This is a genomic window from Hydrococcus rivularis NIES-593, from assembly GCF_001904635.1.
GTDB lineage: Bacteria > Cyanobacteriota > Cyanobacteriia > Cyanobacteriales > Microcystaceae > Hydrococcus > Hydrococcus rivularis.
Window position 1 is genome coordinate 25,173 of sequence record NZ_MRCB01000022.1, and the last position, 22,170, is coordinate 47,342.

The window sequence follows — 22,170 nt, forward strand, 5'->3', positions numbered from 1 at the left end:
TTCAACTTTTTGAAAGAGCTAACTTTTATTAAAATTTAATTATCAAAATGCGATCGCGCCGAATATTCATCGTTCGTCCATAATTTTTTGGCGCTTGACAGCTTGTCCGGAGATTAAATGATGTTCCGTCAAGCTTTCTATTTCGCGATCGCACAATTAACACTTTATCGAGAGCTGCGATCGATAATTGAATTCTGGTTGAACCTTGGTCCTCCTGATGGGGTCTAAAATAAAAACACTGGTGAGGTCAAGTGATAAAGGTGTTAGCTGATAACCAAGCTGGTACGACAGACACAGAACTGGTTATACAGTGCCAGCGAGGCGATCGCGCGGCTTTTCGTCAATTGTACCGACGTTATCAGCAGCGAGTCAGATCGACGCTATATCAACTGTGTGGAAGCGAGATGCTAGACGATCTAGTTCAAGAAGTCTTCCTCAGAGTCTGGAAAGGACTACCTAACTTGCAAAAGCCATCCTATTTCTCCACTTGGCTTTACCGAATTAGCTGGAATGTAGCAACCGATCGACGACGACAACTAGCAAGAGGCAAACCAGAACGAGAACGCTATGAAGATAACTCCGAAGACGATTCGCTACTCGGTAAAATGCCCTCGCGCCCCCAAGATACGCCCGATTTAATGAAATTGCACTATCAAGATTTAGTTCAGCGAGGCTTGCAGGTTCTCAGCTTAGAGCATCGAGTTGTATTAGTCTTACACGATCTAGAAGATATTGCGCAAAAAGAAGTGGCAAAAATCTTAAATTTGCCACTAGGAACGGTAAAATCTCGACTATTTTATGCTCGTAACGAAATGCGAAAATTTCTTCAGCAACAAGGAGTTATATGATGAATCAATTTCCCGACGATGACGAACAATTAGTGTCTTTTCTGAAGCAATATCGTCCCGTCCCTCCACAAGCAAGGGCAGATATGGAAGCTCAGTTGATGGAACTCGTCACCAGAGAACCCCCGCCACCTCCCAGACACCCCCATCAATTTTTCTGGCTCGTTTCCAGCGCCATGGCAGGAAGCCTTCTTTTAGCAGTAGGGAGTTATCGTTGGCTCAATCCTTCTCCACAGGTAGCTACTAATCAACAAGAGCTAGAAGCTTTCTTGGTCGATAGCTGGAATAGTGCGATAGAAGAGACATCCGTCACTTCCCCGACAACAACCCATACTAGCGAAGCCGACTGGCTTCTGATGACCGAACCGAAGGCGAGATATGCAGTTTCTTATCCTTAACAGAGGAGGAAAAGACAGTGAGACTTACCAATGACCAATTCCTAATCACCCAAAGGAGGTAAGAACGATGTTACTGCGTCGAAAGTCGATTACTGTTGCGATCGCGATTTTTTTATTGGCAGCCCTCGCTGCGATCGCCAATCCCAATCTACATTCAAAACCGCTTGCTAGCAGTTCTTGGCAGCTACCCATAGCGCAAATGTCGAGGCAAGTGCCAGTCAAAGACGAGAATAAAGGCAGATTGTTAGAGCAATTGAACCTCACTAACGACCAAAAGCAGCAGATTGCCTCAATTCGTCAAAAATATCGCGGGCAAATCGAACCCCTCCAGGACAATGCGCAGGCAGCCCAAGAAGAGTTATTTAACATGATGGTAGGTACCGAGTCAGAAAAGGCTATCCGTACCAAGCGACAAGAAGTTGTCCAGCTGCGGCAAAAACTGGGGGACTTGCGCTTTGAGAGCATGATGGAGATGCGAGAGGTTTTGACCCCCGAACAACGAACTCAGTTACTGCAAATGCTGCAAGCACGTCGAGACGATTGGCGCAATCGTTTTGGCGATGACGATCGCCTTAACAAAAATAATTGGTTTTAGTTAATAAAAAATCTCAGAATTTATCTCGCATGCGCTCTTCAAGCTGCTGGATTAAGGTATCTAAATCCCCTTCAATTTGTTCGAAACAGACCGGAGGTGACGGTTCTGGTTGAAAATAGATTAATTTTAGCTGTCCTTCGCCAATCGCGATCGCTACGACTTCTGCTTCGGGATCGTAGCCGTCCAAAACGCCTAAAATTTCTTGAATTTTGCGATTGACTTGGCGATTCAATCGTTCGATCGCCACCCTGGAACAACGGACAAAATGAGGGGTGGGTTTGAGATCGATTCCCAGCGCATCTTGGCTATCTCCCCACTCCTGCAATAATCCCCAAGCCAAAGCTGCCAAAGCTTGCTCGTTTTCTGCGACGAATTCATCTAACGCAGAGCGCCATCGATTCGCTTCATCAATTGGCGGATTATTTCCAAAATTAATCATTATCCATCTCTTTAACAAAATTATTATAAACGATTTATCGCCGATATTCATCTCCGCAATCGCCGATTAATCGATATAAATCTCGCGACTGGCTAAAAACGGTTTCTAATTGTCGATAATCTTCTTCATATAAACTAAAATTGAATACCTTGGCATTATCCTCTAGATGTTCCGAGACGCTCAATCTTGCTCCGACAATCGCCCCCGCTACTGCCGGTTGTTCTAAAACATAGCGCACAGCAACATTAGCAATACTAACTCGATGTTTGTCGGCAATTTGCTTGAGAACGGTCAATAATTCTTGTAACAAATGCCATCCTCCCCAAGCATCAACCATATTTTTATATTTTCTCAAGCTAGCCGTAGTAAGACTCATCAATTCCGGTTCGGATTGTCCCAGATATTTTTCGCTCAACAAACCGCCAGCCAGGGTTCCATAAGCTAACAGTTGAATATTATTGCGCTGACAAAACTCGACCATTTTAACTAAAGGACGGCGATCGATGAGCGAAAATTGTACTTGATTTGAGACAATTTTAATGCCTGCATCCACAATAATTTTTAAGCGTTCCGTATCAAAGTTTGTTAAAGCTAAATGTTTGATTTTTCCCTCTTTGTGAAGTTCTGCCATGTAGTAAAGAGCATCGAGATAATTGGTATTCCGATAATCCCACCAATGAAACTGCATTAAATCGAGGACTTCAACTCCCATTCTTTGCAAAGAAATATCGATATTTTTTTCCACTAATTGCCTCGTCATTTTGGCAGGTCGCGGAACCCATTTCGTAAATGCTTGCAAATTAGCTAATGCTTCTTGACCTCGACTGGCTGCTAATTGACGGCGAAATGCGCCAATCAAGTCTTCTGCAGGACCGTAATGGTCGGCAAGATCCCAGGTTGTAAAGCCTGCATCCATGTATTGAAACATCTCCTGGATGGCTTGGTTGGGGTTGATGCGTCCGTGGGCACCAGAGACTTGCCACATCCCATTTAAGACGCGACAGATGTTTAAATCGGGCGTAAACTGAAGTCGGCTCGTCATTGGTAAGGGCATCTTTGGCAATCTCGCAAACAGGTATTCAGTTATTGATATTACTCAGTTTGGAGCCAAAGATGGTTGTAAATATCTATAATCTATAGAGCGGGATCCTGGTTGAGTGACAAATCTTTGTCCCCTCATCTCTAAATCCCTTCTCCCACAAGGTGCGAAGGGACTCCAGTCCAAAGTCTGAAGTGGAAAGCCCCTCTCCCAGAGCGGGAGAGAGGTTGGGGTGAGTTTGAGTTCTGTCACTCAACCAGGGGTGGAATCTGAGATTGTTCGAGCGATCGCACAATTTTAGGGAAAAATAGCTTAAGATTGGGAAGAAAACTAAATATGGGGCTGTAGCTCAGCAGGATAGAGCAAGCGCCTCCTGAATCATCGGGCACCATAAAGGAAACTTTATGAGTGAATGTGGTCAAATTCAAGGGAGCCTAAGTCTGGTAACGGATAAGGTAATCTTGAGCCAAGCTCTACTTCCCCAGTAGAGAAGGTGCAGAGACTGGTTGTAGGAAACGATGGGGGAAAAACAAGCTTATAAGTAAACTTCCTACAACATAACGGCCACCACCTACGGGCAAGATGCCTACGGTGAAGGAATAGTCCGGAGAGTGAGGAAACTCACACCAATCTGAAGCGCTAGGTCGCCGGTTCGATTCCGGCCAGTCCCGTTTTTCAACGGCACGATTTTATCAGTTATTATCAAAATTTTTATCTTTTTCCGGTAAATTTCAGCAGGAAGGTCTAATCTAGCGCGATCGCGATTGTCAGACAAAAAGCGCCAGGTAAATTCCCTCGAAAAAAACGGGAGCATAACTGCCCCCGTCTCGTCGTCGTTAAAAGAGATAAGTGCTCTAAGAAAACAGCTCGTTGCCTGTGTGATGTGAGTGTGTCGATGCCTGGAAAAATTCCTTCTATCAGACAAGAAGTGTTTGTCAGTCAACCTCGCAAGACAAAAAAAAGATTTTCTCTTTTGCTCTTACCAGTCATAGGAGTTGCACTTTGGTTAGGCTACAAGCAAGGGCAAAGTTACCTAGTTAAACCAGAGGCAGCGATCGTTCTCGGAGGACACGAAGATAGAGAACGCTTTGCTGCTAAATTAGCCGCTCAAGACCCCAATATATCGATTTGGGTATCCTCTGGCAGTCCGCAAAAATATGTAGAAAAAATTTTTGCTGAAGCAGGAATCGATCGCGATCGCTTGCATTTAGATTATCATGCCGTCGATACGGTAACTAACTTCACCACGCTAGTCGATGACCTAAAAGCACATGGCATCGACAGTGTTTATCTCATCACTTCTGAAAACCATATGCGTCGCGCTCTCATTATCGGTGAAATCGTCTTCGGGAGTCGCGGAATTGTTATTAAACCCGTCTCGGTTCCTTCTGATGCGCCGTCAGAACCAATTGAAAAAACTCTGCGAGATGGTGCCAGAGCGCTGCTGTGGTTAGCAACGGGAGGCACTGGGGAAACTTTAATCGAGCGCGAATCTCGTAACTTACAATCGATAAAGCATTCAGGGCGATCTCCTGAGGATTTTGTCGATCGGGACAAATCTTAGCAATTTTTCGCCCCAAAGTTAAGAAATGTAAAGAGCGTTAAGATATTTCTTAGGATAGTAAGTCACTATAGGATAATGTCAAACTCACATCCGACCGAGCATGAATTACTCAAAACCATTCTCGAACCTCTACTGGAAGATTTTCAGTATTGGTTTTCCCGCGCCCGCGCATTATTAGAATCCGAACAAATTTCTTTTCTTTCACCAGAAGAACAAGCTCATTTGCTAAAAAGAATTAAGACAGCCCAACAGGAAGTAAATGCGGCTAAGATGCTATTTAAAGCGACCGGAGAACAAGCCGGCATAGACACGGCTACGCTAGTGCCCTGGCATCAATTAGTTGCCCAGTGTTGGCAAGTCGCCATGCGATGGCGTTCTCTTAAAGGCAAGCTTTCGCAAGACTCCGATTCGAGCGATCCAAACCTCGCTCCCTAGAGATGAAAAACCTAGCTATATCCTTGATAAGCTAGTTAAATAACTCTTAGTTAAGATTGCTTTTTCCAACCCCTTATAAAAATAAAAACTGCTTGGACTGATTTCTCTCAGGAGGACACTCAGATGTTACATTTAATGTACATACTTGCTTTTACAGTTATTGCTTTTCTGGCTATCAGCAATCTCATTCGCAGTTTGGTTACTGTGAGCATGGATTCGCAACGTCGCTATTCGGCGGCAGGTAAATCTTCTTCTGGCACAAAAGAAGCTAATTGGAATCGGACTGGTACCACCGTTCATCCAGAGTTACTGGACGAGAGCGGTCAGCCAATTGACGAGCCCCTTTTGGTGATGCGTTCCGTTACGGTTGAAGATGCGCGCCAACAACTCGATGCTCTCTATAAGGCTTCTCCGGGTCAAACCCAAGAAACGGAAGAAGACGCTTAAGGAATTCTAATGCAGAATGACGTAGTTGCTGATTTTTGCATAGACGATCGAGACTGCTTGTGAGCGTATCGAGTTATATCTATCTGCACGGCTTTGCTTCTAGCCCTTACTCTACTAAAGCTCAATATCTGCGCGATCGCTTCTGGGAGCATCAGATTTTCCTGAAAATTCCTGACCTCAATCAAGGGGATTTTTCCCATCTCACCCTGACTCGACAACTGGAGCAAGTAGCGTCAGAATTCCCCGATTCCGAAACCCCCGTCACTTTAATTGGCTCTAGTCTTGGGGGATTAACGGCTTCTCATCTTGCCGAAAAATATTCTCAGGTTCGGTGTCTGGTTCTTCTAGCACCTGCTTTTGGCTTTATCGATCGGTGGCTGTCCCAGTTGGAAGAAGCTCAAATCCGGCAATGGCAAGAGTCTGGCTATTTATCGATTTATCATTACGGCGAGCAGCGATCGCTCCCACTTCACTATCAATTCCTTATCGATGCCAGTCAATATTCCGAACGTCAGTTACAAAGACCCGTTCCTACCTTAATTTTACACGGACGTAACGATGAAGTCATTCCCATTCAATCCAGTCGCGACTATGCCAGTCAGCGCCCTTGGGTAGAATTAGTCGAACTAGATAGCGATCATGCCTTAACTGACGTCATGCCGAAAATTTGGCAAGCCATTCAGAAATTCTGTCAACTCTAATAAAGCCCCTGAAAACAATTTACCCGCCTTCAAGGGCGGGTTATAAACTGTACAAACGATATGGACTCCTAGATGTTAAGTAGTTAATCAATTAGTTACTAGCTAAGGTGGACACAACTCCCATACAACTCTTTCTAAACTTATCAGACCTCTATTTGCCGACTCAGGCGTTGATTGTGGATTGTCCTTTTTCGTTTAGTTGAGGCAGAGCCTCTGCAATTCATCGGATCGAAACCACCTTTACAAGTCCGTGTCTTAATGGCAATAGAAAGATGTTGGGTTGATTAGAACGGGAGGCACTGGCTCTAATCTTTAACTTTCCTAGGAAGCTTGTTTCGATTCACTTCCTTGTGCCTTATTTATAAATTATCATAGGCTTGTTTGGGGGGGAACTGTTAGCTAATAAACGTTACAGTTGTTTATTCTTTGCAAACTAATGCGAAAAAACGCAATATTAACCTGAAAAATAGTTGCCATAACACGTGCTCTTATGTTTTCCCGTTTGAGTGCTGAAATCTGAGATTAAGTCGGTTGGTCACATACTCTCTAATCATTGGCATTAGCAGAAAACCTGCTGCTGTCTTCTCAATGAGCGATCTCTGCATCAAAGATCTCAAAACTTCTGGCAATTTTGGTCGCGAGTCCGGTAACAAAAAAGTTAATTGCAGTTCTGCTATGTCAACGGGTTGACGCTTCATCGCCAGCAAATACATTACCTCTTTTTCTAAATCTGATAGCCGATTAAATTGTTGCTCTAACAGGTCATATAGTTCGTCAACGACTAATCTCCTTTGCTCTAGAAATTCTAAAAAGCTGGCGATATTTCCATCAAATAACTCTTGAATTTCCGCCGCCACCAACTTGAGAGCGAGGGGATTGCCTCCGTAGTATTCAATCAGGGTTCTCCATTGGCTCTCAGTCCCAGTAAAGGTGCTTTTAGCTCTCAAGATTTCCCGCGCTTGCGCCAAGCCGATTCCCTTCAATTGCAAGCATCGCACGGGTAGGGTTTTGCCCTCTTCGGCACTCAAGCCTTGCGGTTTTTCTCGCGAGGTCAGCAGCAAGCAGCTTTGGTGGACGGTTTTGCCGACACATTTGAACAGTTGTCCATATCCTCGATACCCTTCTCGATAGCGCCCCGCGCGATCGCCACTTTGCAAAATTGCTTCTACACTATCGAGAACTACCAGACAGTGAGAAGCTCGCAAGCATTCGACCAAAAGCATAATGCTGCCGTCTAGAGAGCTTGGTAAATCGCTGCGCTCCCTGGTGCCTAAAAATCGAATCAGATCTGAGAGTACCTCTTCTACAGTGGGAGCGTTGCGCAGATTGCGCCAAATGACCAACTCAAATTCGTCATGAACTTGCTCGATTAGCTTGGCCGCCAGAGCGGTTTTACCAATTCCACCCATGCCCAACAGCAGCACCAGTCGGCATTGCTCGTCCACAATCCATTGCTCTAGAGTCGTCAGTTCTTCTGTGCGCCCTAAAAATCTCGATACATCGGGGGCTAAGTCGCAATCTCGGCGTTTTCGAGACATGAACCTCTCATCCCCTAGACTCCCTTCGAGCTGCAAAATTTCTGATTCTTGCACATGTCGCTCTAGAATCGCCTTCAAGTTTTTCTTGCCGACTCTCTCGCCTAATCCATCTGACAGTTGCTTCCATAAATCGGCTGCCACGTCTTTGATGTGCCCTTCAGAACAGTGGGTCATCTCGGCAATATCTTCATAGGTCTGGTCTTGCCAAACTCCTTTTAAGATAGCTCTTTGCAGACTGTTGAGCGGCTTGCCTCTTTTAGCTGAGATAACTTTCTCAGCCAAGTCGAAAGCTTCCTCATGTTTTTCTGCAAGATTGACATCAATTTTTCTTAACTCGATCATCATAATCTAATCGTTTCTTAAAGTGTAAATTGACGAAGTGCTTTTCAGGCTCCGCCGTCTCACGGCGGAGTACCTTGCACTTTTAGCATTAACTGCTATATGGTAAAGTCAGTCATTTGATAGAGATATAAACCTCTAGAATTGACTCATTCGCTACAAAGATATAAACAGGTTTAAAAAAATGGTTACAAAACCAAATAATGCAATTGAAAGTCGCTAAAAAATTGATTCTCTGTCTAAGAGGCTAAATTCCGTCAGCGATAGAATATCGCTGCCTCATACTTAAAGTCATCTAAAGACGACTGCATAAGTGTTTTAGTCCATTGAAATGGACTTGAGCTATAAGCCGGGAAATTCATTTCCTGGCGGCTGATATTACTTGATATTTAGGTTCCAAGAAATAAATTTCTTGATGGGATTGAGTCACAATCAAATACCCCCGTGATTATGTAACTAAATAATTACAATGAATCCGGCTTCTGTTAGTCGGATAAGTTCGGAAGTAAGGTCTGAAAAAGTCGGAAAAGTAGGGTGTATTTTTTATGTTAAAGCAGTTTTAAAAACGGTTAGAAATGCGATTAGGGAATACTGCTTGAGTTAAATCTAATACTAGATTGACTTAGGCGCGATCGCGCCAAAAGTCAATCCTAGCATTAAAGCTTTTTCATTAATACTAACCCGTTCTCAAGCAAAGCTTATCTTGTCCCCAAAATCTTTCACCGATCGTTTATCTCAATAAAATATGAAGCTAACATAGAATTAGCTTGATAGGATCTAAAGATTACTAGATGTTAAGTAATTAAAAGAATTTTAAACCCCTGTTGAGGATGTAGCGATAGGTACTTTTAATTGCTCCCAACTCAATGGACAGATTCCGCAGACAAAAAATTTCATAATAGCTGAAATAATTACAGCGTTACTCTAAATGATGCACACAAGTGTTCTCAATGCTGTGGTTCTCTTTCTTATTAACGCTAATTTAACCAAATCAAATAAACGTTGAATTATTACAGTCTTGACTTTTGTCTGGGAAATGTCAGACCCTACTGAGTACCAATACTCTAATTTCATGTTCCTATCACTTGAAAAACTCAAGCAAAAGAAATTTAATCTCTGTGCAATTGATATTACAGAGATAGATTGGAAAGAAATTGACCTAGAAGATGCTGACTTGCAAGAGGCTAATCTGAGTGGTATCAACCTGAGCGGCACTAACCTAAGTCGTGCTAACTTGTTTAAGGTCAAGCTGTTTGGAACTAACCTGAGTGGCGCCAACCTGAGTGGTGCCAATCTTAATAGTACCAACTTTAGCCGCGCCAATCTCAGTGGTGCCAACTTGAGTAGTGCTAACTTGATTGTTGCCAATTTAAGTCGTGCTAATCTTAGTGGCGTCAACCTCAGTGGCGCTAACTTAATCGTTGCTCACCTAATCCATGTCAATTTAAGTAGTGCCAATCTCAACGAGGCAGATTTAGAGGATGCCAATCTCAGTGGTAGCGACCTCAGTGGCGTCAACCTAAGAAATGCCAACCTGCGGGGTGCCACTCTCAATGGCACTATCCTTAGGGATGCCGACCTGCGGGGGATAAGATTGGAAAATGCCAACCTGTGCGGTGCCAACCTGAATCGTGTTGACCTGAGTAGCACCAACCTCAGTGGCATTAACTTGAGTGGTATCGACCTAAGAGGTGCCAATCTGAGCGACACTAATCTAAATAGCACAAATCTAAGAGATGCCGATCTCCGCGAGGCAAAACTGATTCGTGTTAATCTGTGGCGAGCTAAACTGAATCGTGCCGACCTAGAAGGGGCTGACTTGAGATATGCTAACCTAAGCGGTGCCAATTTGGAAGATGCAAACTTGAGCGGTGCCGACCTAGACAGTGCAAACTTGGAAGGGGTTAAAAATTTAGCTCCCGAACAAGTAAAGAGAGCACACAATTGGAAAAATGCTAAAGGAAAATTTTTCTAATTTGAGTTGCGATCGCATATAGCTTCGTTAATTTTTCCTAGAGCAACAGAAGAGAAGCCAGCTATCGCGTATCTAAGTTGCAATATTAACATCACTTTTGTTTTCTTAATTTGGGCTTTTCCTGAATAGAGTTTTTCATTTTAATTAATCGAAAAATTACGCCTGACTTTTCAGACTTAACTCCCGACTGGATGCCCGAAATTATCCGACTGACAAACCCTAGGCTTCTTGCCATTATTAATTTTGTGAGGAGTCATTAGCTATTAAATTACAACAGGCATTTGCATTTGACTTCTCAACTCAAGACTGTCAACTCATATTTTGTGAGGGTCGAGATAATGTTAAATCGAATTCTAGAAACCAATTTATTAAGCGAGTTGTCTGACAAGCAGCAAGAAATCGTCGCCGGTGGCGGTCAGCTATCCGAGATTGCTAAAGAGGTCAGGACTGCTTTTGAAGCTTCTAACACGGTGTTCAAAAACTCAGCCGCATCGACTGAGAAAGGCAGCATGGTAGATACAACCATCGATAACATGTTTGTTAACACCAGTGCCTTTGAAGATCTTACTGCACTGTTTAACGGTGCAGGAAACGGCGTGGATCCATAAGAGATCCTGCCATCCTCGAGAAGGTTCCATAAATTAGGACTCGAATCTTCTGGGGAATTTCTAAGCCAGTTGTATGAACTGTCAACAACAGATAGATTCTAGCGCTTTTGTTTCAGCTGCTGGCGGGAATAACTGCCGACTAAGTTCTCTTCTTACCCACCTATCAATCGATCTTTTCAGTGAGGTCTAAAATCATGTTATATAGAATTCCAGATACCAATTTATTGAGTGAATTGTCTGACGAGCAGCAAGAAATCGTCGCTGGTGGCGGTCAGCTATCCGATATTACCAAAGAGATTGAAACTGCCTTCGAGGCATCGAACACGGTGTTCAAAAACTCAGCCGCATCGACTGCTAAAGGTAGCATGGTAGATACAACCATCGATAACATGGCTATTAACACTACCGCCTACGAAAAACTTACCGCACTGTTTAACGGTGCAGGAAACGGCGCAGATCCATAAGAGATCCTGCTATCCTCCAGAAGGTTCCATTAATTAAGACTGGAATCTTCTGGAATCTCCGTGAGACCCCTCTAATAGAGTGTGGGGAGTGTGGAGAAGAGGGAGGAGGGATTTGTAGCAAGGATTTAGATAATTAATACTTTAGACGGATTCTAGCATTTGTTCTCAGTCGGCTCGGCTGTATTCAACATTAGCTTTTGCCAGGAAAAGCTACCAAACCCAGCATTATCTACTGCCGGAATGCACGTTAACTCGCGTTTGAGAATGCCTGCCGACTGAGTTTTCTTCTCGCCTGCCTATCATCTTTTGAGTGAGGTTCAACATCATGCTACATCAAATTCTAGAAACCGATTGGTTGAGCGAGTTGTCTGACGAGCAACAGGAGATTGTCGCTGGCGGTGGTCAGCTAGCCGAGATTAACAAGGAAATTCAGACTGCCTTTGAGGCTTCTAATACATTATTTAGAAATCAGGTCAAATCTGGTCCTGAAGGCAGCTTTGTAACCACACAAATCGCGAATGTATCTCTTGATACTGTCGCCGAAGAAGCTCTCAAAGCTGCTTTGCCTAGCGATTCTATCTTAGCTGGCACTGAGCTATAGGAGGACTCTGGCATCCTCCAGAAGATTCCCCTAATGAAGCTGGAATCTTCTGGAATCTCCTTGCTTGGGAATCTCTAATTTAGAGGTTCAACACCTATCGCACCAAAAAATCATGAAAACCGAATTTTTCATCGAGTTGTCTGACGAGCAACAAGAAATGATAGCAGGCGGCGGCTCATTCTCCGATCTTGCTAAGGAGGCTACTAACGAGTGCGAAGACGCTCAAAAACTAATAGCCGATGCGATCTTTGGGGAGTTGCCATCTGAGATTGCCACTGCCTACGGTATTGCTAATGATGTATTCGATGCCTAACGATCGCAAGCCTGTCAATCGATCTTTTGAGTGAGGTTTAAAACCATGTCAAATTCACCCATCGAAATTAGCTTGCTTACGGAGTTATCTGACGAGCAACAGGAAATTATAGCTGGCGGTCAATTTGGAGATTCCCTAAGAGTTCTTTCTGGATTATCTCGCTTGAAAATATTCGCTCCCTTAAGCGTCTTTGGAGATTCAGAAGAACCCGGTACTCAAAGCGATAGCGGCGATTGCCAAAGAACCGAAGAAGAAGAAGGCAACACCAGTGTGGTACGCATAACTTGCCTAAAAACAGAAAGATATCCTTAGAGTACTCCTTTACTAAAAGTGTTTGGCTAGCGTAGGGTGCAAGCAGGCGACTCTGGGACTCTTGCTCAGAGTTCGCCGCCGATATTCCGACGACATTTTTAAGCTCATTTTAGATTCTGGATTGTAAAAAACTTTTTTTAGATCCTCCAGTAAAGCTCAAAATCACCTGAGCGCATCGAGGAATTCGCTCGGTTTACGAGGTTATTCGCTCGTCACCAGGAGAGCAAAACAATGATTACTTTTTCAAACCTATCCATTGAACCGGAAGAGATTGTGGACTTCTTGAAACGAGAAGTGCTTTATAAAGAAGTTTGTCAAAAGATTATTTATCAAAAAATTATTGCTCAAGCTGCGATCGAAAGAGGCATAACCGTCACGGCAGAAGAAATTCAAGCCGAGGCAGACAATATGCGTTGGGCAAATCGTTTAAAGAAACCCTCGGACACAATAATTTGGTTGACAGAGCAGATGATAACTGTCGATGACTGGGAGGCGGGAATTCACGATCGCCTGCTCGCTCAAAAGTTAGCCGAGTTTTTATTTGCCAAAAAAGTAGACAAGTTTTTTGCTCAAAATCGGTCTATTTTTGACCAGTTCGTTCTTTATCAAATTGTTGTTCCTTACGAGCAAGTGGCGCGGGAAATCCTCTACCACATCGACGAGGAAGAAATCAGTTTTTATGAAGCGGCTCATCTTTATGATATTGACGAACGACGCAGGTATCTGTGTGGTTATGAAGGCAAGCATTCCCTGGGAAGTTTACCGCTAGAAATCGCCACAGTTGTATTTAGGGCACCCGTCGGAGAAGTCCTCGGTCCGATCCAAACAGAGCAAGGATATCACCTCTTGATGGTTGAAGGGTATGTCCCAGATGAATTCACGCCCGAAAGGCGACAGGACATTCTGGAGCTTCTCTTTAAGGATTGGCTGGCAAGCGAGTTAAACTACAGGATTCGCAGCCATTTAATGCTCGGCAAACACGAGTTTGCTACCGATGACAATAGGCTGGCAAGCTAATCGGTTACGCTCGGATATGCAAGCCTATCGTCCCAAGCAACATCGAAGATGGTTGACATTATCATGACGAATACCTACGAACCCAACCAACTGCCTCTCGTTCGTGAGGATGAGTTTCTCCCCTCGATTGGTTCCTGGATAACCACGGGGGGGATATTTCTGGTTTTGATAGCAGGAGGAGCGATCGCGCTTTCCTCCATCCTCGAATTTAACGTTACGGTCAAAGCTCCTGCTACTATTCGACCCGCCGGAGAACTGAGGCTCGTTCAGAGCGCGATCGAAGGTACCGTCCTCCAAATTGAAGTGAGTGAAAATCAGACGGTCAAAAAGGGACAGATCGTGGCACGCTTGGATGACGCTCAACTTCAGATTAAAAGAAGCCAACTGCTAGGAGACCTTAAGCAGTGGGAGTTACAGCTCGTCCAGCTCGGCACTCAGCTCGGCACCCTAGATACTCAGATTGGGGCTGAGTCGAAGTTCGCGATGCGGTCGATCGCGGCAGCTCAGGCAGCGCTTAGAGAAAGCGAACGCAACTATAAACAATTGCAAATTACGACCTACTCAGAGCTGCAAGAAGCAATAGCGTCAATGAATCTAGCGGCTGATGAATTAGCTCGATATAAGAAGCTAGAAGACACGGGAGCGATTTCTAAAATGCAAGTCATAGAAAAAGAAGCCGCTCTCAAAGTCGCTACTTCCAGAGTTCAACGGCTCAAAGCTGCTATCAATCCGACGGATGCATCCGTTGCTAGAGCGAGAGAGCAAGTCGCTCAAGAAAAAGCCAGAGGGGAGCAGACTTTGGCTAGCCTGCACCAACAAAAAGAACAGCTCTTGCAAAATCGCATTGAAATTCAGACTCAAATCCATCGCACGCAAAAAGAACTCCAGCAAGTCGAGAAAGAACTCGACGGAACCCTCATTCGCGCTCCTATTGACGGCACCGTACTCCAACTCCAGCTTCGCAATCCAGGACAGGTAGTACAGCCAGGAGGAGCGATCGCTCAGATTGCCCCCCACAACGCTCTTATGATAGTCAAAGCCAGAGTAGACGAGCGCGATATTGGTAAAGTACAAACAGGTCAAACCGTCCAGATGAGGGTTTCTGCCTGTCCCTATACCGACTACGGCACGCTCGACGGGATCGTCAAAGCCATCGCCCCAGACACTCACCCAACAGAAAGCAGCGAGGCAGGTGCTGCCGTTGCTCCACCCTCTTCCTATGAGGTGACTATCCAGCCCCGTACTTCCGCTGTAGGCGATAAAAAGGAGCGATCGTGTTCCTTGCAATTTGGTATGGAAGGGCGAGCGGATATTATTTCCCGTAGGGAGACAGTAATGCAATTCGTTCTGAGAAAAGCAAGATTACTAACAGATCTATAATCGCTCGCGCGATGTCTACTGGCTATGATTCATCTGCTGATTAATCTCTTTCCTCATAAAAGTTATCCATGTGTCAGGCAGTGGAGCGAAGAAGACTGCGGGGCGGCTTGTCTGGCTTCAATTTGCAAGTATTACGGGCAAGTGTTAACCATTACTCGCAGCCGAGAAGCCGTAGGAACGGGTCAGTTAGGAACGACCTTGCTCGGTCTCAAGCGCGGCGCTGAGGCATTGGGGTTTAATGCGCGATCGGTGAAAGCCTCAGAGGCGATCGCCGACAGGATTCAAGAAATTCCTCTGCCAGCTATTATTCATTGGAAAGGCAACCACTGGGTCGTTCTCTACGGCAAGCAAGACAAACATTACGTCATTGCCGATCCTGCCGTGGGCATTCGCCAGATCGAAAAATCGGAGTTAATGACATCTTGGAATGGGATCTTGCTTCTATTGGAACCCGATCCCGATCGCTTTTTCGAGGAGTTCCGAGACGAGAAAGCTAGCGGTTTTGGACGCTTTTTGAGACGCATTTTACCCTATCGCAAGCTGCTGGCACAAGCTTTTGTCAGCAACATCGTCTTGGGTTTGCTGTCTTTGGCTAGTCCTTTCTTGCTGCAAATTCTGACCGATGATGTCCTCGTGCGTCAGGATACCAACTTACTTACGATCGCGATCGTTGGCGTTGTCATCATGCAGTTATTTAGCGGCAGCCTGCTATTGTTGCAATCCAATCTGATCGCTCACTTCAGTCAGCGGTTGCAGTTGGGATTAGTCCTAGAATTTGGACGACAAATCCTTCGCTTGCCTTTAAATTATTACGAATCCCGGCGCAGTGGCGAGATCGTCAGCCGACTGCGAGACATTAACGATATCAATCAGCTTATCTCTCAGGTAGTTGTCAGCCTGCCCAGCCAGTTTTTTGTGGCGGCGATTTCCTTTTGCTTGATGTTGTTTTACAACGGGAAACTCACCCTAGCCGCGATCGCGATCGGGACGATTATGACGCTATCGAGTCTACCTTTTCTGCCCGCTCTGCGGCGAAAGACTAAAAACCTGATGGTTTTGTCAGCAGAAAATCAAGGCGTTCTCGTCGAAACATTTAGAGGTGCATTGGTACTCAAAACCACGAATGCCGCCTCGCAATTTTGGGATGAATTTCAGATGCGCTTTGGTCGCCTCGCCAATCTGACTTTCGGCACCATTCAAATCGACATCATCAATATGACTTTCTCGCAACTGGTGTCTGGCATCGGTGGCGTTGCTTTGCTGGGGTTGGGTAGCATGCTGGTCATCAACAAAGAATTGACCATCGGTCAGCTGCTGGCTTTTAACGCCATGCAGGCTAGAGTTCTGGCTTTTATTGGCGCGTTGATTAGCTTAACCGATGAATATTTTCGCTCCCAAATCGCAGTCGCTCGCCTGCTGGAGACGATCGATGCTACGCCAGAAGACCTTGGAGATCCAAAAAAGCCCTTGGTTCTTATCTCTGGCGATGATAGCATCTCGTGCCAAAATCTCTGCTTTCACCATGTCGGCAGGGTTGCCTTGCTTGAAAATTTTTCGCTGTCGCTACCCGGTGGGGTTGCGATCGCTATCATTGGTAAGTCGGGCTGCGGTAAAAGTACGCTGGCAAAACTGCTTGCCGGACTTTATCAACCGCAGTCGGGAACTATCCGCATCGGTCCCTATAATTTGAACGATCTCTCTCTGGAATGCCTGAGAGAGCAAGTTGTCTATCTTCCCCAAGAACCTCATTTCTGGAGTCGCTCGATTCTGGAAAACTTCCGCTTGGGCAATCCCAACATCTCGTTCGATCGCATCGTCAAAGCTTGTCAAATCGCCGATGCGGATAGCTTTATCAGTCAACTCCCCAATGCCTATCAAACAGTTTTGGGGGAATTTGGGGTCAATCTTTCTGGCGGACAGCGGCAGCGACTTGCGATCGCAAGAGCGATCGTCAACGATCCGCCTATCCTGATCTTGGATGAATCCACCGCCGGACTCGACCCCATCAGCGAATCGGAAGTGCTCGATCGCCTCTTAAAACATCGCCAAGGCAAGACAACTATTCTGATTTCTCATCGCCCTACGACGATTAATCGAGCCGAATGGCTAGTGCTACTCGACAAGGGACGGTTAATTATAGCAGGCGCTCTAGCGTCTTTGCGTACCGTTCCTGGCGAACATTTAAAGTTTCTATCGCTATAGCCACTAAAGGGGATAATAATCATGTCTAAGCCCATCAAACTAGAAAATTCCGAACTTTTGGTCGAATTGTCCGAGCAAGAGCAAGAGACTGTCGTCGGCGGATTCGATCTAGGCAATCTATTTGGTTTCTTTTTCTTCGACCAAACCGAAATAGATACATCCGCATCCCATGCAGTCAGTTTTCCGCTTAAAACTAGCCATGTTTCCTCTTTGTCAAACACGAATTACAGCTTGAGAAGAACCTCTCTCGTGTTTGGCATACCGATGTCGAGATCTAACCGCAGAAGTTTTTCGTCCTTTAATCGGCTATTGCGGCGGATATTCTCTCGATTTTGGTGATTTTTGACGATTGAATCATTGCTAAAAAAGAGCGCTACAGATGCTCCTTGAGGGAGTCTTATTTATACAGAGGCTGTTGACGAATTGCGAATTGGTATAACGCCGCTGTTGTTCCTCGTTGTCGCCGCCATTGTTCTGGAAACTGTATCCAGAACAATGGCGGCTTGCTTTGTCTGTCCAATTTTCTTCTTTTCTTCTGTTCTATGGCAAAATCTGTAGCTAGTTTATAGTAGAGATAGATATGACCAACAATATGTCGCCTGCTGCATCAGAAATTCAGGCAATATTCGATCGCATTGCCCCTGTATACGACCAATTAAATAATTGGTTGAGTTTGGGACAGCATCGCATTTGGAAACTGATGGCGGTAAAGTGGAGCGAACCTAGTCCCGGCGATGTTGCATTAGACTTATGTTGCGGTAGCGGCGATTTAGCAAAACTATTAGCCCGACAAGTCGGTTCGACTGGTCGAGTTATCGGCGTTGACTTCTCAAAAGAACAGTTGGCGATCGCGCGTCAACGAAATTCTAGCCAATTTTCTCCCTTTCCCATCGAGTGGGTCGAAGGAGATGCTCTCAGCTTATCTTTTGATGACAATACCTTCGACTGTGCTACCATGGGCTATGGTCTGAGAAACGTGACCGATATTCCCCGTTGCTTGCAAGAATTGTACCGCGTCCTCAAACCCAGTGCCAAGGCAGCGATTCTCGACTTTCATCGCCCTGAGCAATCGCTGATGCTCGCCTTTCAGCAGTGGTATCTGCAAACAATTGTCGTTCCGACAGCTCGACGTTTCGGACTGACTGAAGAGTATGCCTATATCAGTCCCAGCTTAGAGCGATTTCCCACGGGAATAGAACAAATTAAACTTGCCTATGAAGCAGGATTTGCTCGGGCTATTCACTACCCTATTGCAGGTGGCATGATGGGAGTATTAGTCATTACTAAATAGACATAAAAATCTACAAACGCGATCGCAGCTTTGGACTCAGCTACCCTCTGGACATTAATCGTGCCGCCTCTAGGCGGAGCTATTATTGGCTATTTCACCAACGATATAGCTATCAAAATGCTATTTCGCCCCTATAGAGCCATTTATATAGGCAAGCAACGGCTCCCTTTTACCCCAGGTTTGATTCCTGCCAACCAAGAACGCCTTGCCAAACGCATTTCCGATACGATTATGGGTTCTCTGCTAACCCCAGACGAACTACAAAAGCTGGCAAAGCGTTTGTTAGCAACCGAGCGAGTCGAGGGGGCAATTCGCTGGTTATTAAATTTGGGACTCAAGCAAATTCGAGAAGATAGGCAACAGAAAACTGCCAAAATCTTAGCAGAAATTTTGCGAGATTTGTTTGGAGAATCCCTACCTCGATTACTAAAAGCCCTCTCCCGACGGGAAGATTTTCTCGAAGAACAAATCAATCAAATTTTTGATAAAGTTTTATTAGAATTTAGCCTCAGTGACTTGCAAGCGCGACAGTTAGCCGACTGGTTGCTAGAAACAGTAGTTCCTCCAGATATTATCCGACAAGCACTGATCGACTTTTTAACCGATCGCAACATTCAGGTTATCGATGAAAGTTTTCGAGAAAAAACAAGCGGAACTTATTGGGTAGTCGCCAATCTATTCGGACTGCGTAACGCTCTCGCCCGTTTGCGAACATTTTGTCTCGACGAGAAAGAAATGGCAAATACTCGTCTAAAAGAGCTATTGCTATCCCTAGAAGCTCGAAATCGCCTGAGAACCTGGTTGCAAAGCCTTTCTTTACAACATTTGCCGATTTCCACAGTGCGACAATTGCGCAAAACCATTCGCGATATAGTTCGTACCTATATTCAAGAAAGTGGCGCCGAATTCTTGCAAGAGTTTGGGAAGTCGGTTGACTGGGAGCAAATAGCTTCGTTAATCGTCAACCGACTTCAATCTTCCCAAGCCGTTGCCAGTTCCTTAGAAACTATCGGTCGAGAACTTGCCTTAATTTTAGAGCGCTATTTGGAAGAAGATTTAGAAAAGCTAGTAGAACAAATCATTCCGATTTTATCGATCGACCAAGTGATTATTGCTAGAGTTCGAGCGACTTCTCCTCAAGAGTTAGAGTTAGCAATTCAAGGCATTGTCAAAAATGAATTGCAAGCTATTGTAAATTTGGGCGGTATATTGGGGTTTATTGTTGGTTTGACGCAAACGATTTTGCTGCTGTTGCGATGAAGATAAGAAATGTTAGTTTTTGTTCTAATTAATATTTATTGATGGCTAGTCTAGATAGGATTATGTTAGAGCAATAAATGTCGCGATCGCTCGAACGAGTCAAAGAGTCATGAATATCAAACTGGTTATCTTTTCAGGAATAATCACTGCTCTCCTTGGTTCGGTTCTCGGACTAGCCGCAGCTCACATCGGTCAAAAAGATTTCAATCAACCTCGATACGAAAGCCAATTCTATTCAGACCTGCATTACAAATATTATGGAATCATCGGCGCAGGTCTGGGATTTGCAATTGGTGTTAGCCAAGAATGCGTTAGGGAACTCAAGGCTAAAAGAGATAAAGAATTAGAGCAGTAATACCATTTCTAAAAAAGAACGCTACAGATGCTCCAGGAAAAAGCCTTACACAGAGGGCTGTTGAATAATTGTGAACTGATAGCGAATTGGTATAAAAAGTGTGAGCATCCTGCTCGCTTCTCAAGTACGATCGCACTCCGATTGACGCTCGATTAGACGGATGCAATATTCTACCAATTTGAAATAAGAAGGCGACAGATGAATTTACACAATTCAATCGTAGAAAGGGTTTCCCAATCCAAAATTCTTTCATCCAAAATCCAAAATGGTATTACCTATCTGCTGCAAATTTTTTCAAATTATCTTGCAACCAACGAGCATCGGCTTTGCGATCGGTTTGTACTTCCAGCACGCGAACCCCTGTTTCTGGGAGTGGATTTAATAACTGCTCTAACTGTTTCCAAGTAGTAATAAGCTGATATTCAACCTCATAAGTCGCACATAATTTTGCAAAATCAATATTTTGGGGCGTAGCAAAAAACTCTTCAAATGGCGGCTCGAATTGAGAAATTGGTAACATTTCAAAAATTCCTCCCCCATTATTGTTAATTAAAATAATCGTGAGATGACCGATAAATTTTTGTTTAATTAAAAAACCATTAGTATCATGTAGCAGTGCTAAATCTCCCGTCAGCAAAACGCTACTTTGATAGCGATGGGCAATTCCTAAAGCAGTTGATAAAGTACCGTCAATTCCATTAGCTCCGCGATTAAAATAAGGTGTAATTCCACTATTTCTCGGCATCCAAAAGAATTCTACATCTCGCACGGACATACTATTGGCAATAAAAATTGGCGTATCTGGCGGTAACGTTTGCGAAAGTAACCAAGCTGCTTTCCCTTCTAAAAAATGGTCGATCGCTCGCATGGTTCGGTCGATAGTTTGCCTCACTTTTGTTTCCGCCTCGCACCAAGATTTGAGATAGTGGGTTGGATTAGCGATCGCTGGTTCTGGAAGATGATGCGTTAATTGTTCGATCGATGTCCGCAAATGAATTGTTTTGCCATGAAGCGGATCGAAATTTTCCCAACTCACATCGACGATCCAGCGGTGGGGTTGCGTTGTTTCTAACCAAGTGCGGAGTTCTTTACTGGTAGGCAATTCACCTAATTGAATGACGATTTCTGGGGCTAATTTTTCAGCGAGTTGGCGATCGCGTAAAATCGGATCGTAGGTCGCAATTAAATAAGGATTGAGATCGGCATAATTTCTCAAGGGAGAGAGTGCTTCCGCAAAAACGGGATAATTAAGAAAGCAAGACAGACGCGCGATCGCTTGACAATATTCTTTATTGTGGCGAGCATGAGTAACGCCAGCAATAATAATGCCCCGTTCGCAGGATTGCCAGGTTTCTAAAGGAAGAGGGATACGAGATGAAGGATGAATGTAATTTTTGCTGCTAACGATTCGAGCAAAAAATTCTTCTGAGTCAAACTCGGATGCGAGTGCTTCCGTATCGGGGTTAGGAATAGGGGCTAGAGGTTCGCGGAAAGGAAAATTGAGATGGACGACTCCTGGGGTAGGAAAGCGCGATCGCTCCCAAGCATGAATGAGGGTTTGCCGCAAATAGCACAGCATTCCCAGATCCGAACTAGGGACGGCTAATTCAGTTTGCCAGTTGGGATAATTGCCATATAATTTCACTTGATCGATCGTTTGTCCGGCGTGGCAATGGCGCAATTCTGGCGGGCGATCGGCAGTCATTATGATGAGAGGGACGCGACTTTCTTTTGCTTCGATGACTGCGGGGTAAAAATTCGCTCCTGCCGTTCCAGAGGTACAGATTAGGGCAACAGGCAATCCCTTTCTTTTGGCGATTCCCAAGGCAAAAAAGGCAGCAGAACGCTCGTCTAAAATCGAAATAGCTTCTATGGTGGGATGTCGGGCAAAAGCAACCGTTAAAGGCGATGAGCGAGAACCCGGACAGATTACGGCAACTGTTAATCCCAGACGAGATAAGGTTTCTACCACAATAGACGACCAAAGCGCATTGACGTTGCGAAAATCGAGAGGCATGAATAACCCATAGTGTCTGCTACCTGCGAACTTTG

General features: G+C 44.7%; 25 protein-coding genes. 20 read left to right on the forward strand and 5 right to left on the reverse strand.

What is annotated here, in order from left to right:
* Positions 1-260: 260 nt before the first annotated feature.
* The 3 genes from NIES593_RS16400 to NIES593_RS16410 all read left to right on the forward strand — a co-directional run bounded on the left by NIES593_RS16400 (position 261) and on the right by NIES593_RS16410 (position 1,838).
* Positions 261-848, forward strand: coding sequence for a sigma-70 family RNA polymerase sigma factor (locus NIES593_RS16400; RefSeq protein ID WP_073600608.1), 588 nt, complete (start codon positions 261-263; stop codon positions 846-848).
* Positions 845-1,243, forward strand: coding sequence for a hypothetical protein (locus NIES593_RS16405; RefSeq protein ID WP_139253726.1), 399 nt, complete (start codon positions 845-847; stop codon positions 1,241-1,243). The genes NIES593_RS16400 and NIES593_RS16405 overlap by 4 nt, the downstream gene beginning before the upstream one ends.
* Before the next feature lie 67 nt (positions 1,244-1,310).
* Positions 1,311-1,838 carry a Spy/CpxP family protein refolding chaperone gene (locus NIES593_RS16410; RefSeq protein ID WP_073600610.1) on the forward strand — a complete coding sequence of 176 codons (528 nt, stop codon included), beginning with the start codon at positions 1,311-1,313 and terminating at the stop codon, positions 1,836-1,838.
* 13 nt (positions 1,839-1,851) lie between these two features.
* Here NIES593_RS16410 and ccmS read toward each other — a convergent pair whose 3' ends face one another.
* The 3 genes from ccmS to NIES593_RS24650 form a co-directional block, all read right to left on the reverse strand.
* Complete coding sequence (gene ccmS, locus NIES593_RS16415; protein ID WP_073600611.1) at positions 1,852-2,277, reverse strand: beta-carboxysome assembly chaperone CcmS; 426 nt, start codon at positions 2,275-2,277, stop codon at positions 1,852-1,854.
* 34 nt (positions 2,278-2,311) lie between these two features.
* Positions 2,312-3,331, reverse strand: coding sequence for an aldo/keto reductase (locus NIES593_RS16420; protein WP_073600612.1), 1,020 nt, complete (start codon positions 3,329-3,331; stop codon positions 2,312-2,314).
* A gap of 233 nt (positions 3,332-3,564) precedes the next feature.
* On the reverse strand, positions 3,565-3,744 hold the full coding sequence (locus NIES593_RS24650; protein WP_139253727.1) for a hypothetical protein: 180 nt from the start codon (positions 3,742-3,744) through the stop codon (positions 3,565-3,567).
* A gap of 467 nt (positions 3,745-4,211) precedes the next feature.
* On the opposite strand from NIES593_RS24650, the gene NIES593_RS16425 reads away from it, so the two are divergent.
* From NIES593_RS16425 to NIES593_RS16440, 4 genes are all read left to right on the forward strand, one after another.
* A complete protein-coding gene (locus NIES593_RS16425; RefSeq protein ID WP_073600613.1) occupies positions 4,212-4,880 on the forward strand; it encodes a YdcF family protein in 669 nt (222 codons plus the stop codon).
* A 75-nt stretch (positions 4,881-4,955) separates the two neighbouring features.
* Positions 4,956-5,315: a DUF2605 domain-containing protein gene (locus tag NIES593_RS16430; protein ID WP_073600614.1), complete on the forward strand. Its 360-nt coding sequence runs from the start codon at positions 4,956-4,958 to the stop codon at positions 5,313-5,315.
* 123 nt (positions 5,316-5,438) lie between these two features.
* On the forward strand, positions 5,439-5,762 hold the full coding sequence (locus tag NIES593_RS16435; protein WP_073600615.1) for a DUF2973 domain-containing protein: 324 nt from the start codon (positions 5,439-5,441) through the stop codon (positions 5,760-5,762).
* A 59-nt stretch (positions 5,763-5,821) separates the two neighbouring features.
* Entirely contained in the window at positions 5,822-6,463 is a 642-nt protein-coding gene (locus NIES593_RS16440; protein WP_175561162.1) for a YqiA/YcfP family alpha/beta fold hydrolase, read from the forward strand.
* Positions 6,464-6,951: 488 nt separating this feature from the next.
* Here the strand turns inward: NIES593_RS16440 and NIES593_RS16445 are convergent, their stop codons facing one another.
* Positions 6,952-8,346 carry a helix-turn-helix domain-containing protein gene (locus NIES593_RS16445; protein ID WP_073600616.1) on the reverse strand — a complete coding sequence of 465 codons (1,395 nt, stop codon included), beginning with the start codon at positions 8,344-8,346 and terminating at the stop codon, positions 6,952-6,954.
* Between the two features lie 1,066 nt (positions 8,347-9,412).
* Here NIES593_RS16445 and NIES593_RS16450 point away from each other — a divergent pair.
* From NIES593_RS16450 to NIES593_RS16510, 13 genes are all read left to right on the forward strand, one after another.
* A complete protein-coding gene (locus NIES593_RS16450; RefSeq protein ID WP_175561163.1) occupies positions 9,413-10,315 on the forward strand; it encodes a pentapeptide repeat-containing protein in 903 nt (300 codons plus the stop codon).
* 338 nt (positions 10,316-10,653) lie between these two features.
* Positions 10,654-10,923, forward strand: coding sequence for a CTB family bacteriocin (locus NIES593_RS16455; RefSeq protein WP_073600618.1), 270 nt, complete (start codon positions 10,654-10,656; stop codon positions 10,921-10,923).
* Between the two features lie 194 nt (positions 10,924-11,117).
* Positions 11,118-11,387: a CTB family bacteriocin gene (locus NIES593_RS16460; protein ID WP_073600619.1), complete on the forward strand. Its 270-nt coding sequence runs from the start codon at positions 11,118-11,120 to the stop codon at positions 11,385-11,387.
* 325 nt (positions 11,388-11,712) lie between these two features.
* Positions 11,713-11,988 (forward strand): CTB family bacteriocin, encoded by a 276-nt coding sequence (locus NIES593_RS16465; RefSeq protein WP_073600620.1) that lies wholly within the window; start codon positions 11,713-11,715, stop codon positions 11,986-11,988.
* A 112-nt stretch (positions 11,989-12,100) separates the two neighbouring features.
* Positions 12,101-12,301 carry a CTB family bacteriocin gene (locus NIES593_RS16470; protein ID WP_073600621.1) on the forward strand — a complete coding sequence of 67 codons (201 nt, stop codon included), beginning with the start codon at positions 12,101-12,103 and terminating at the stop codon, positions 12,299-12,301.
* Between the two features lie 45 nt (positions 12,302-12,346).
* A complete protein-coding gene (locus NIES593_RS16475; RefSeq protein ID WP_073600622.1) occupies positions 12,347-12,613 on the forward strand; it encodes a hypothetical protein in 267 nt (88 codons plus the stop codon).
* A gap of 231 nt (positions 12,614-12,844) precedes the next feature.
* Positions 12,845-13,630 carry a peptidylprolyl isomerase gene (locus NIES593_RS16480; RefSeq protein WP_073600623.1) on the forward strand — a complete coding sequence of 262 codons (786 nt, stop codon included), beginning with the start codon at positions 12,845-12,847 and terminating at the stop codon, positions 13,628-13,630.
* 48 nt (positions 13,631-13,678) lie between these two features.
* On the forward strand, positions 13,679-15,010 hold the full coding sequence (locus tag NIES593_RS16485; protein ID WP_217651938.1) for an HlyD family secretion protein: 1,332 nt from the start codon (positions 13,679-13,681) through the stop codon (positions 15,008-15,010).
* Between the two features lie 24 nt (positions 15,011-15,034).
* Entirely contained in the window at positions 15,035-17,212 is a 2,178-nt protein-coding gene (locus NIES593_RS16490; protein WP_083602472.1) for a peptidase domain-containing ABC transporter, read from the forward strand.
* Between the two features lie 21 nt (positions 17,213-17,233).
* Entirely contained in the window at positions 17,234-17,551 is a 318-nt protein-coding gene (locus tag NIES593_RS16495; RefSeq protein WP_073600624.1) for a hypothetical protein, read from the forward strand.
* A 241-nt stretch (positions 17,552-17,792) separates the two neighbouring features.
* Entirely contained in the window at positions 17,793-18,503 is a 711-nt protein-coding gene (gene ubiE / locus NIES593_RS16500) for a bifunctional demethylmenaquinone methyltransferase/2-methoxy-6-polyprenyl-1,4-benzoquinol methylase UbiE (protein WP_073600625.1), read from the forward strand.
* A 30-nt stretch (positions 18,504-18,533) separates the two neighbouring features.
* Positions 18,534-19,763, forward strand: a complete 1,230-nt coding sequence (locus tag NIES593_RS16505) for a DUF445 domain-containing protein (RefSeq protein WP_073600626.1) — start codon at positions 18,534-18,536, stop codon at positions 19,761-19,763.
* A gap of 109 nt (positions 19,764-19,872) precedes the next feature.
* Entirely contained in the window at positions 19,873-20,118 is a 246-nt protein-coding gene (locus NIES593_RS16510) for a hypothetical protein (RefSeq protein WP_015145159.1), read from the forward strand.
* Between the two features lie 271 nt (positions 20,119-20,389).
* Here the strand turns inward: NIES593_RS16510 and menD are convergent, their stop codons facing one another.
* Positions 20,390-22,135 (reverse strand): 2-succinyl-5-enolpyruvyl-6-hydroxy-3-cyclohexene-1-carboxylic-acid synthase, encoded by a 1,746-nt coding sequence (gene menD / locus NIES593_RS16515; RefSeq protein ID WP_073600627.1) that lies wholly within the window; start codon positions 22,133-22,135, stop codon positions 20,390-20,392.
* Positions 22,136-22,170: the final 35 nt, after the last annotated feature.

What these genes read in the sequence shown, in the direction of transcription:
- NIES593_RS16465 (WP_073600620.1), top strand. Translation starts at nt 11,713, where the DNA reads ATGCTACATCAAATTCTAGAAACCGATTGGTTGAGCGAGTTGTCTGAC.
- NIES593_RS16410 (WP_073600610.1), top strand. Translation starts at nt 1,311, where the DNA reads ATGTTACTGCGTCGAAAGTCGATTACTGTTGCGATCGCGATTTTTTTA.
- NIES593_RS16485 (WP_217651938.1), top strand. Translation starts at nt 13,679, where the DNA reads ATGGTTGACATTATCATGACGAATACCTACGAACCCAACCAACTGCCT.
- NIES593_RS16480 (WP_073600623.1), top strand. Translation starts at nt 12,845, where the DNA reads ATGATTACTTTTTCAAACCTATCCATTGAACCGGAAGAGATTGTGGAC.
- NIES593_RS16495 (WP_073600624.1), top strand. Translation starts at nt 17,234, where the DNA reads ATGTCTAAGCCCATCAAACTAGAAAATTCCGAACTTTTGGTCGAATTG.
- NIES593_RS16460 (WP_073600619.1), top strand. Translation starts at nt 11,118, where the DNA reads ATGTTATATAGAATTCCAGATACCAATTTATTGAGTGAATTGTCTGAC.
- NIES593_RS16510 (WP_015145159.1), top strand. Translation starts at nt 19,873, where the DNA reads ATGAATATCAAACTGGTTATCTTTTCAGGAATAATCACTGCTCTCCTT.
- ubiE (WP_073600625.1), top strand. Translation starts at nt 17,793, where the DNA reads ATGACCAACAATATGTCGCCTGCTGCATCAGAAATTCAGGCAATATTC.
- NIES593_RS16430 (WP_073600614.1), top strand. Translation starts at nt 4,956, where the DNA reads ATGTCAAACTCACATCCGACCGAGCATGAATTACTCAAAACCATTCTC.
- NIES593_RS16445 (WP_073600616.1), bottom strand. Translation starts at nt 8,346, where the DNA reads ATGATGATCGAGTTAAGAAAAATTGATGTCAATCTTGCAGAAAAACAT.
- NIES593_RS16405 (WP_139253726.1), top strand. Translation starts at nt 845, where the DNA reads ATGATGAATCAATTTCCCGACGATGACGAACAATTAGTGTCTTTTCTG.
- NIES593_RS16425 (WP_073600613.1), top strand. Translation starts at nt 4,212, where the DNA reads ATGCCTGGAAAAATTCCTTCTATCAGACAAGAAGTGTTTGTCAGTCAA.
- ccmS (WP_073600611.1), bottom strand. Translation starts at nt 2,277, where the DNA reads ATGATTAATTTTGGAAATAATCCGCCAATTGATGAAGCGAATCGATGG.
- NIES593_RS16450 (WP_175561163.1), top strand. Translation starts at nt 9,413, where the DNA reads ATGTTCCTATCACTTGAAAAACTCAAGCAAAAGAAATTTAATCTCTGT.
- NIES593_RS16475 (WP_073600622.1), top strand. Translation starts at nt 12,347, where the DNA reads ATGTCAAATTCACCCATCGAAATTAGCTTGCTTACGGAGTTATCTGAC.
- menD (WP_073600627.1), bottom strand. Translation starts at nt 22,135, where the DNA reads ATGCCTCTCGATTTTCGCAACGTCAATGCGCTTTGGTCGTCTATTGTG.
- NIES593_RS16455 (WP_073600618.1), top strand. Translation starts at nt 10,654, where the DNA reads ATGTTAAATCGAATTCTAGAAACCAATTTATTAAGCGAGTTGTCTGAC.
- NIES593_RS16470 (WP_073600621.1), top strand. Translation starts at nt 12,101, where the DNA reads ATGAAAACCGAATTTTTCATCGAGTTGTCTGACGAGCAACAAGAAATG.
- NIES593_RS16490 (WP_083602472.1), top strand. Translation starts at nt 15,035, where the DNA reads ATGATTCATCTGCTGATTAATCTCTTTCCTCATAAAAGTTATCCATGT.
- NIES593_RS16420 (WP_073600612.1), bottom strand. Translation starts at nt 3,331, where the DNA reads ATGCCCTTACCAATGACGAGCCGACTTCAGTTTACGCCCGATTTAAAC.
- NIES593_RS16435 (WP_073600615.1), top strand. Translation starts at nt 5,439, where the DNA reads ATGTTACATTTAATGTACATACTTGCTTTTACAGTTATTGCTTTTCTG.